Source organism: Sphingobacterium lumbrici, assembly GCF_006476045.1.
Classification (GTDB): domain Bacteria; phylum Bacteroidota; class Bacteroidia; order Sphingobacteriales; family Sphingobacteriaceae; genus Sphingobacterium; species Sphingobacterium lumbrici.
Map to the genome: position 1 here is coordinate 681327 of NZ_SRZY01000011.1, position 9310 is coordinate 690636.

At 45.1% G+C, this 9310-nt stretch carries 11 protein-coding genes; 7 read left to right on the top strand and 4 right to left on the bottom strand.

Annotated elements, in window-relative coordinates:
* Positions 1-1389, top strand: coding sequence for a RagB/SusD family nutrient uptake outer membrane protein (locus E4F24_RS05200; RefSeq protein WP_140937594.1), 1389 nt, complete (start codon positions 1-3; stop codon positions 1387-1389).
* 50 nt (positions 1390-1439) lie between these two features.
* On the opposite strand, the gene E4F24_RS05205 is transcribed toward E4F24_RS05200, so the two are convergent.
* From E4F24_RS05205 to E4F24_RS05220, 4 genes are all read right to left on the bottom strand, one after another.
* Positions 1440-1880 carry a hypothetical protein gene (locus tag E4F24_RS05205; RefSeq protein WP_140937595.1) on the bottom strand — a complete coding sequence of 147 codons (441 nt, stop codon included), beginning with the start codon at positions 1878-1880 and terminating at the stop codon, positions 1440-1442.
* A 201-nt stretch (positions 1881-2081) separates the two neighbouring features.
* Positions 2082-2666 carry a cyclic nucleotide-binding domain-containing protein gene (locus E4F24_RS05210; RefSeq protein WP_140937596.1) on the bottom strand — a complete coding sequence of 195 codons (585 nt, stop codon included), beginning with the start codon at positions 2664-2666 and terminating at the stop codon, positions 2082-2084.
* Between the two features lie 94 nt (positions 2667-2760).
* Positions 2761-3462, bottom strand: a complete 702-nt coding sequence (locus E4F24_RS05215) for an ATP/GTP-binding protein (protein WP_140937597.1) — start codon at positions 3460-3462, stop codon at positions 2761-2763.
* Positions 3463-3499: 37 nt separating this feature from the next.
* Complete coding sequence (locus E4F24_RS05220; protein WP_140937598.1) at positions 3500-4567, bottom strand: AvrD family protein; 1068 nt, start codon at positions 4565-4567, stop codon at positions 3500-3502.
* A 195-nt stretch (positions 4568-4762) separates the two neighbouring features.
* Between E4F24_RS05220 and E4F24_RS05225 the strand changes: the two genes are divergently transcribed.
* From E4F24_RS05225 to E4F24_RS13735, 6 genes are all read left to right on the top strand, one after another.
* Complete coding sequence (locus E4F24_RS05225) at positions 4763-5722, top strand: hypothetical protein (RefSeq protein WP_140937599.1); 960 nt, start codon at positions 4763-4765, stop codon at positions 5720-5722.
* Between the two features lie 154 nt (positions 5723-5876).
* Positions 5877-6263 carry a hypothetical protein gene (locus tag E4F24_RS05230; RefSeq protein WP_140937600.1) on the top strand — a complete coding sequence of 129 codons (387 nt, stop codon included), beginning with the start codon at positions 5877-5879 and terminating at the stop codon, positions 6261-6263.
* Positions 6264-6641: 378 nt separating this feature from the next.
* A complete protein-coding gene (locus E4F24_RS05235) occupies positions 6642-7463 on the top strand; it encodes a fibronectin type III domain-containing protein (protein ID WP_140937601.1) in 822 nt (273 codons plus the stop codon).
* Complete coding sequence (locus E4F24_RS05240) at positions 7463-7909, top strand: DUF5675 family protein (RefSeq protein ID WP_140937602.1); 447 nt, start codon at positions 7463-7465, stop codon at positions 7907-7909. Before E4F24_RS05235 ends, E4F24_RS05240 begins: the two co-directional genes overlap by 1 nt.
* Before the next feature lie 230 nt (positions 7910-8139).
* Positions 8140-8433: a hypothetical protein gene (locus tag E4F24_RS05245; RefSeq protein WP_140937603.1), complete on the top strand. Its 294-nt coding sequence runs from the start codon at positions 8140-8142 to the stop codon at positions 8431-8433.
* Positions 8430-8600 (top strand): hypothetical protein, encoded by a 171-nt coding sequence (locus E4F24_RS13735; protein WP_181182368.1) that lies wholly within the window; start codon positions 8430-8432, stop codon positions 8598-8600. The genes E4F24_RS05245 and E4F24_RS13735 overlap by 4 nt, the downstream gene beginning before the upstream one ends.
* Positions 8601-9310: the final 710 nt, after the last annotated feature.

Here is a 9310-nt window from a genome sequence, read left to right on the forward strand (position 1 = left end):
ATGAACAGCAAACTATATATGTATAGATTAAGCATCCCAATGATGGTTGCATTATTGGCTACAAGCTGTATGAAGGAGTTTCTGGATATAAAACGGGATAAATCCCAAGTGGTTCCCGATCGTATTGAGGATCTCGAAGCAATACTTCTTCATTCCAATATGAACAGTTTCACATCCCACCAGTTGGGCGAAACAGGTGCAGACGACTATTTTGTTTCAGATGCACAGTGGCAAACTATTTCGAACCCAAGTAGTAAAAATGGGTATATCTGGGCAGATGATGTGTTTTCCGGTATGACTTCGCAAGATTGGAATAGAGGGTATGAAAAGATCTTATATGCAAATTTTGTTATGGATGGCCTTCAAAAATTAGTTGAAAATAATCGCGACAGTGATAGTTCTATCGACAGGGTCCGTGGTATGGCTCATTTTTATAGAGGAACCAACTATTTTTTCTTGGCACAACTCTTTGCACCGCAATATGTTGAAGATGCAGCTTCGCAAATGCAAGGATTACCACTTAGGACAACTTCTAATATAAACATCGAGGTTCCAAGGTCCAATTTGTTACATACCTACGAACTCATCGAATCTGATTTGAAAAAAGCATCGGTACTGCTGCCGAAGAATACACAATTTAAGACGATTCCGAATTCTACTGCGGCATATGCGATGCTGGCCATACTGAAACTTCAACGGGGGGAATATGAAGAGGGAAAAAAGTATGCAGATACAGCGCTCTTCTCTGCACCACCGTTGTTGAACTTTAATGAGGTAAATTATGATGCGGCTGTTCCTTTTCCCAGTCACGGGTTGGAAAACGATGAAGTAATTTTTAGCAGCAATGTGTCTGTTCCCGTTTCGCTATCTAGCTCAAGGATAAATGTGGATACGCTTTTGCTAAAGGCATATGACGAAAACGATTTAAGGAAAAAGGCTTATTTTACGGTTAACGCTGGAAGGACAATTTTTAAAGGCAGTTATGCAGGTTCCAATTCGCTGATTTTTACGGGGATTACAAGCGCGGAACTTTTATTGATCCGGGCAGAATGTAATGCCAGATTGAATAATTTAGCACAGGCAGCGAAAGATCTAGAGGAGCTGTTGAAGAATCGCTATGCTAATACTGTTCAAATCCCCCATATTCCGGATAATTCGAAAGGTGAGCTATTGAAATTTGTATTGTTGGAAAGGAGGAAAGAACTGGTTTTCAGAGGTAGGCGATGGCAAGATTTAAGACGGTTTGCTCAGGAACTAGCGCTAAGTGTGACACCGCGGCGAAAAATTGAAAATGTGATTTACGAATTGAAGCCTGGTGACCTGAAATGGGTATGGCCGATTCCTCCTGATGTTATTCAGATCAGTGGTTTCGAACAAAATCCAAGATAACGTAAAAGTCACTATTCATGCGCATGAATAGTGACTTTTTTAACGACGAATTAGTTTTCCTCGTGTTTTGCCTGTTCTGCTTCTGGATTTGCTGCCATCAGCGCTGATAAAGTGGAAGGTGGAGGAGTATTGTCATCTTCCCAAAATACGGCACATACTTCACCACTATTTGTTGTTTGACAATCTCCGGGAGGAAGTGTGTCCCCAATCCTGGAGTTGATTTGCTGTTGGCCACCAGAAGGCGGGTCTACAGAATACCAACCCGCATTTACAAGTGGCTTTTCATCGCTTGTAGAGCTCTTAACTTCTGTAAAAACAGGCGTTGCTGGAGTCTGTTGTTGACCACCGGATGGAGGGTTTACTGAATACCATTCCGTATTCAGAAGTGGTAAACGATTGCCTGTTGATCCGCCTACTCCAGCGTCAACTGGTGTTGTTGCTGCAATTACCAAGGCTGCCAAGGCCATTGCACTTTTTTTGATAGTTTTCATACGCATATCGTATAATTGTTGTTTAATTTTTTTGACCGACCCCTGTCTAACTTTCTGTACGTTGCCATCGATATCAGGGTAGGGCAATCCATAAAATCTTGTGGCGCACGCGCCCTCTTTCATCACTTTCAATATCCAAAGATATATTGCTAGGGAAAGCTATCCATGTGCTATAGCACACAAATGAATAGTGATATCGGACTATTTTCTATGGGAATAATAGTAATCCAATGCTTTATAATATTGCCTGCTGTTTGTAAAGCCGAGCAGGGAACACAACTGTTCCACCGTGAGTGACTCATGTTCCAGTTCCGGAATATGTGTATACAGATACCATAGCCTGATGTTACGTTCCAGATTTTGCAGCCTTAGGAATACCTTAACGGAATCCACATAGTGCTGTTTGAGAATATGGTACATATTGCTGAGCTCGGGATAGCTCTTGATTCCCTGCTGCAGATGTTCATTCCTGATTTCGTACACGGTGCTGTCCCGCAAAAACCGGATCGCCACTTCTTCGCCATTGTTACTATAGATGTGTTTTGTGCCAGAAAAATATTGGTACGGTACAGCGAGCTGCTCGATCACGACCTTGCCTTTCTGCTGTATGGTTTCATAGGAGACTAGTCCATCCAATAAAATACAACAAGTGTTCTTTATTGAATAAAGATCGATATAGTATTCCCCTTTACAGTACGGGTTGAGTTTGCCGTAGCGTTGGAGAAATTCGAGTATCTCTCGGCTCAGTGCGCCATATCGCCCGAAGTATCCTTCCAGTCGTTCCATAGCTTTTGTGGGTTTATATATTGTCAAAAAATCTCCTGCGGACCATGCTCACACCCGCAGGGAGATTAAACAAGAGATATTGGGCATAATTAAATTAGCTGGCTTCCAGATGCACGCGGTCAAACTGCTCCCGGCGTTGTAATACGGCATGCCTTATACAGTAGTCAATGGGATATAACGGATCGATCTGCAATACTTCCAGGATCTTGGTTAAGCGCTGCTCTAGTGCGCCCGAGACGATAAGGGGGGCGATTCCCATCTGCTCATACGTTTGCAGCAGGCGGCTTTCAGATTCAGTACGGAAGCGTTCGGAGGTGGGGCGGTGCCCGTCGGCAACGAAATCAAATTCGACCGGTAGATGAAAAAACTGGTCATAGTGGGTGCGCGCATATTGCTTGGCCATACCTTCGAAACGGCCCAAAAGCTTTTCAAAGTCCCGGTATCCACGGTAATTCAGAACCTTTTTCCACCACATCGTCCACGCTGTCTCGTCGGGGTAGGCGCCGGTGATCAGTCGCGTACTGCCGTAGAGCCATTCCTGTAAGGTGCAGCCATCAGAAATAAATCCTCCGGGCAACGCGGATTCCGTACGGATACGTTCTTCGAAACGTTTCATACCCAAGGTGATGAGTTCGGCGTAGCTGCATTCCCGTAGACTTTTACCGGGATAGAGCTGCGGTAGTATTTCGCGCATGGTCAGTGCATGTGTTGCCGGTATGCCGGTGGCAATAGCAAGGGCTAGGCTCAGGGTGGTTTTGCCCGTGCAATAGGTGCCAGAGATAACTATTTTTTTCATATTTCGTTTTATTAGGTTACGCGTTACTGGTTACGTGTCACGCTATCAAATAAGCCACTTCAAACTGTCCCGTGAAATTTCCTACTTTTCCACTCAGTTTTATCAGTTGCCACTGCCGGCCATTCTTTTTGACTTCACGGATTTTGTCGAAACTTACATTTGCTTCGGCGTTTCCCGTGAAAAGCGGGCGCTCGGATCTCAGCTCCATCTTGCGCAGCCAGATATTATTGCAGGAGAACCGATCGGTACCTGCTGTTTCGAAAAGGAGGACCTGCATCAGCTGGCCAAACACTCGGGTAGCGTCTGTCGCCAACAGTGCATCCCGCGAGCTACCTATCCCATGAAGGGTATTCTCCTCAAACTGGTATCTGTTCGTCACGCTGGCGCTGATCGTTTTTGATGAGAGGTCTGTGTTTGTCGTTTTCACCTCTAGGGACGTTGATTTGTAACCTATGGAATGAAGTTGCTCGAAGTGCCGTTTTATAGTTTCCTTTTCCGGTAACTTACCGTAGCGCATGCCCCCCTTGTGGTCTACCTCGATAAGTGCCTTATTGGTGCCCATCTGTATTTCAAATAGGGAGGTGCTGCCCTGTATGCTTTTACCGTCCATCGCGCTTCGCAGCATACGGCAGTGAAACGGGTAGCTGCCCATAGGCAGGCTGTCGCCCAGGTTGATGGCATAGCTGCGCAGGAAAGCCCTGTTGGTATCCGCAATATTTATCTTTCCCAATTGGTTTAATCCGTGCGTGGCTATACGTAAGGCGAGGGCAAGATATTCGATACTGCCGATATGTGGGGCTTCCCCCCGGGGCCGAAGTGGTCCGATATAGCTCGTCGAGAACTTTCCTCGGATTTCGTCCTCCAGCAATTCGAAATCGCTGATCTGTGTATAGAAACTCCGGAACACATCGCCAAAGTAACGTTCTTCGGATCTGCCCAATAGGTTGTCGATATTCTTTTCTGTAGAGATCATATCATTTATCGTATTTGTGATATACGAAGGTAGGCCGTGGTATGTAGCCAAAAAATGGAAGAATATGGTAGAGAAAATGGATAATGGAAAAAATCCTGTAAAATGCTTACCTACTTTTTTGATTTTTATCAAATCTGTGCAATCTGCTTGCAGGATTTTTGAATATGCTGTAATCTCTTTACTTAAATGGAAACCTGTTATCGGAAAAGCTGTAAAATATTTGCAGGTTTCCCTCCATAAAAGAAGAATCCAGCAAATATTTTACAGGGTAGTTGCTTTTAGTTTTTTTCCGTTAACTTTAGGATTCTACTATCCAACATATAAACTATGAAAACACAAAAGGAAATCTTTGATTTCATTGCGCAGCGTTTTAAGACAAAGGAGACAATGCATGCCGCTATTGCTGATTTATTTTCCGTGGAAGCGTCTACAGCTTCTAAATGGAGCTATGGTACTACGATTCTGGGACTTGACCGTCTAAAAGTACTGGTCGATCATTTCGAGCTAAAGCCGGCCGATCTTTTTTCCTCTGTTTTTGAGGAGGTAAGCTTTTCGTTTATGCCCCTGGATATGGACGATCTGGGAATCTATTACCGTTATATGCTCGGCCTGGCGGCCAGGCTGGAGCAAGCTGCCGCTTCCGGGCAGGCCAGCATATCCTTTATTGCGGATGAAGTCCCGATCTTTCATTTTATGTTCTACACTAACCTGACCTATTTTAAGCTGTATTCCTACGCCTATGATATGCTTAAATTTAATATGAAATATGAAGAATTTGTGGAGCGTCTGGAGGCCTATGACCTGAAATCGGTATTCCGGCGGATTGCGAAAGCCTACGAACGGATAACAAGTGTAGAGGTGTGGGATGACTACGTACTGGATGCCGTCCTTTTCCAGATTGAGCACATGGAAATCCTGGACCATTATGCCGATCTGAACAGCAAGAAAATAATCCTGCAGGAATTGCTGGATATGATCGAACGCTTTAAGCTGACGTCCATAGCCGGACAAAAGCCATCGGGAGTCAAACTGGAATTTTTCCGAAAGGATTCGCCGATCCGGATAGGCTATATGTTGGTGAACGATGGCGCCGAAAGTTCGCTGTCGATCAAAGTGGATACCATCAACAGTATGTCGACCCGCGACCATCGGGCAATCGCTATCTTTTCTCGGTCTTTCCGTGCTGCGATCGATAAATCGACATACGTAGGCAATGGAGGTGAGCGTGAGCGGACGATATACTACCGCAATCTGATCGCCAGGATAAACCGGGCGATGCATTCCTGATAGATTAAAAGAGATTTGGGGAAATCCATCTATTTAAAGAACCGGCTTTCCCGCCAGTTCTGCAGGTGTGACCGATCTGCCGGCTATCCGGGCGGGCAATGGGGGTGATCCTGCATGCTCCGGAAATGGTGCGGCAGCACATCCCCCTATCAACATGGAAAAGTACTTCCAACAACTGATCGAACAAGCGGTCAGGACCAATGACCTGCTCGAAAAACAGGCACAGGTTATCGAAAACCAAAAGATCGTCCTGAAAAGACAGCAGGAAACGCTACAGCTCATCGCCCTGCGTATGGAACGCATGGAGGAGATCCAGCAGCTCATGGCCGATATCCTGGACCGCGACCTGCTCAGTCTTTTAGACCAGCCATTGCTTCTCAAACCTCAGGTAATGGCAAAATTAGATATCGCCGACTCGACCTACCGTGCCTATGTGGACGAAGGTAAGCTGCAGCCCATGTGGCTCGGCAAGATCGATTACTATTTCCCCCGTGATCTGAACAAAATACTGCTTGCCTCCAAGGGCAAACGTAGGAGTTAGCGTAAGAAACGGCAGGCAGTTTGTTTCAGACGACATGTAGTCTGCCCCGAACTACCTGTCGTTTGCGTACAAGTACAGGGAGTTTTCTATAGACTGCCATGAGGTCAATGCAAATACCAGTTAATTTATGAAAAACTACACTTAATGTCCGGCAGGCTACCATGAGTTTATTACAAAGTGCTGGCTACTGATGAATAAATGCCCTACGTTTTTTAAAAACTGCTATAAGTTTATCACAAACTATTGGCAGTTTGCCGAAAACTACCATGAGATCTTGGTAATCTGCCATGAGTTTACAGAAAACTACAGGCAGTCTGTCACAGACTGTATGTCGTTTTTGGAAATATACCCCATCCTGCCGGGTGTATACCTCTGATCGTGCCAACGCGAAAAGACGGGAAAAACAAAAAAAGGGGGCTTTATTTTTTTACACGCCGGTATGCGTTGCTTTTTTCATTTTGCCCTATGGTGGTGGCTATGTTTGTACTGTTCAATGATATCGGAGACAGTTTTACTAACCGCTTAGGGCCTATAGCTTACGGCCAGGAGCAATTAAAAATTAGAAAAAAAATGGCAACAAAAATGAAAGCACTCATCGGCTTCGGAAGTATGAAGGACGATGAACTATTGATCTCAGCGACAACGATCGTTAATGCGATGACGGGAAATACGAACTTCCCTGCACCCACACCAGACCTGGCCGATGTACAGCTACTACTGGATGATTTTGGAAGCAAACTGGCCACTGCCCGCAAGCGCGGTTCACCGGAGGATACCGCTATCAAGGAGGAGAGCATTCCGGCGCTGGTATCGGCACTGCAAAAATTGGGATATTATGTCAATGCCGTAGCAGATGGGCATCTCTCCACGCTGCTCAGTTCCGGATTTCCGACCAATGCACCGTCCACATCAAGCCTGCCACCTTCTATGGTGCTAAATGTAAGGCTATCGGATACCGCACAATCGGGGCAGATGCGGTTGGATTTCGCCAAACAAGCCAAAGTACTGGTTTACGAATATTGTTACCGAAAGGTTGAAAGTCCGGAAGCACCATGGAGCGACCGCCTCACGACGAGCTCTTCGCGGAACAACATCATCGCACCGCTGGAACCGGGACAGTATTACGAGGTAAGGGTGCGCGCAGTAAATACCAAGGGAGCGGGAGACTGGAGCCAGACAGCTAGATTCTTGGTGCGGTAATGACAATCGTTGTAAAACGTATTCGGCAGGGGAAGGAAAGTACTCTGTCCGAATGCTATCTCGATGGCAGATTTATTTGTTATGGGCTGGAGGATTTAGTCCGCGAAGTAAAGATCAAGGGAAGCACGGCCATACCGGCAGGCAGGTATAAACTGAGACTGAATATCTACGGTGGGATGAACGCACGTTATAAACGGCAATTTACTAATCTGCACCGGGGCATGATAGAGATCAGCAACATACCCGACTTTTCGTATGTGTACATACATATCGGCAATAATATCGGTGATACCTCGGGATGTCTACTGGTCGGTGACCGCTACAAGATGGATAACGACGGAGACTATATACTGGAGAAATCGGCTAAAGCCTATAAACGGTTGTACGGTCTGCTGATGGATGCGGTAGCAAAGGGGGAGGTGTGGATGGAGATTGGTAATCCGTGACCAGTGACTCGTGACCGGTGATTCGTGACCAGTGACTCGTGATTAGAATGTGTTTTTCTCGTCATCGCGATGACGTTGTAACGGTCATGCATCTCAAATCTAATATCTCACATCTCAATCCAAGCTCTCAATACTCATTACTTAATACTATGCGACCCGAGAGGTAAATCATCTTGATGAAGAGATGATTTCATCGAGCTCTCACTTACCATTAAAACAAATAATTACAAGTGAAACACATTATAAACAAAATAAGCCAGGCACTACAGGTGATACTGCTGGCTCCGATCAAGTTGCCGGGTAAGGCACTGAATATTTTAAAATATGTAGCCGTAGGGCTTGGTATAATTGAATCCGTACTGGATACCGGAAAGCAGGAATCGGATATCCGGGATCAGGAAAAAGATGCTGCGGACATTGCTAGCATCGATGTCGATGAAAATCAAGGATCAAAGAATAAGGATCAAGGATTAAAGATGAATGCCGAAGAAACGGACGAGGACGATGGAGGAGGAAAGCGATGAGGCAGCTGAATAATGTACAGGCAGGTACACTCGGCGGTACATGCTGCTCAATCTGGAATAGCGTTGACTGGTCCAATATGTTCCATACGGCGCTGATGGCCGCAATTGGTGCAGCGGTTAGTTATCTCGTGAGTAGATTGCTGGACGGTAAGCGACGACGGCGTTAGTTTTATTTAATTGAAAACCCCCTATGTGATCGTGCATCGGGGGTTTTCATTGTGCAGGCTATCCGTGAGGAGATGAAAGGCAAATTTATCATTCAAATTGCCAGCGTGTTACATGTTTCCTGTAAAAAACTTTGTATGAAAGCTTGGAAGTAATATTAAAAAGTTTCTATCTTTGCACCACTCCGCAAGGGAGGAACGGTCCGGAAGGGCATGAAAACAGGGTAGAAGGTTGGTGTTCGGAATAGATGAATGCGATACCTGAAAACGGGAGAAATAAAAAAAAGTAATTTTTATTTTGGAAGTTTAAAAAAGATTCCTACCTTTGCAATCCCAAAAGGGACGTAAACAATCCCAAACGGGATGTAGACAATCCCAAAAGGGACGTAAACAATCCCAAGCGGAAACGAAGGGGTTAAAAAAAAGAGATAAGAAGAGCCGTCAGGCTTTGAAATAAATGCAGAAGCGCGATGCGGATGCGAAGAAAGTTCTTTAAGAAAATGATCATGTAACGTAACGAGTAGCTGAATATTTTTAGCGAAAGTTAAGAGTAAAAAGTTAGCAATAACAAGAATCAGCCAAGCCAGTTCGGGATAGATATAAAAACAAGACAATTCTATTTATTATAAATAGTCTTGATCTTACACTTCATTTTACAATGGAGAGTTTGATCCTGGCTCAGGATGAACGCTAGCGGCAGGCCTAATACATGC

Bases quoted from the DNA above. Each gene is read 5' to 3' on its own strand.
- E4F24_RS05200 (WP_140937594.1), top strand. From the start codon at position 1: ATGAACAGCAAACTATATATGTATAGATTAAGCATCCCAATGATGGTT.
- E4F24_RS05205 (WP_140937595.1), bottom strand. From the start codon at position 1,880: ATGAAAACTATCAAAAAAAGTGCAATGGCCTTGGCAGCCTTGGTAATT.
- E4F24_RS05210 (WP_140937596.1), bottom strand. From the start codon at position 2,666: ATGGAACGACTGGAAGGATACTTCGGGCGATATGGCGCACTGAGCCGA.
- E4F24_RS05215 (WP_140937597.1), bottom strand. From the start codon at position 3,462: ATGAAAAAAATAGTTATCTCTGGCACCTATTGCACGGGCAAAACCACC.
- E4F24_RS05225 (WP_140937599.1), top strand. From the start codon at position 4,763: ATGAAAACACAAAAGGAAATCTTTGATTTCATTGCGCAGCGTTTTAAG.
- E4F24_RS05230 (WP_140937600.1), top strand. From the start codon at position 5,877: ATGGAAAAGTACTTCCAACAACTGATCGAACAAGCGGTCAGGACCAAT.
- E4F24_RS05240 (WP_140937602.1), top strand. From the start codon at position 7,463: ATGACAATCGTTGTAAAACGTATTCGGCAGGGGAAGGAAAGTACTCTG.
- E4F24_RS13735 (WP_181182368.1), top strand. From the start codon at position 8,430: ATGAGGCAGCTGAATAATGTACAGGCAGGTACACTCGGCGGTACATGC.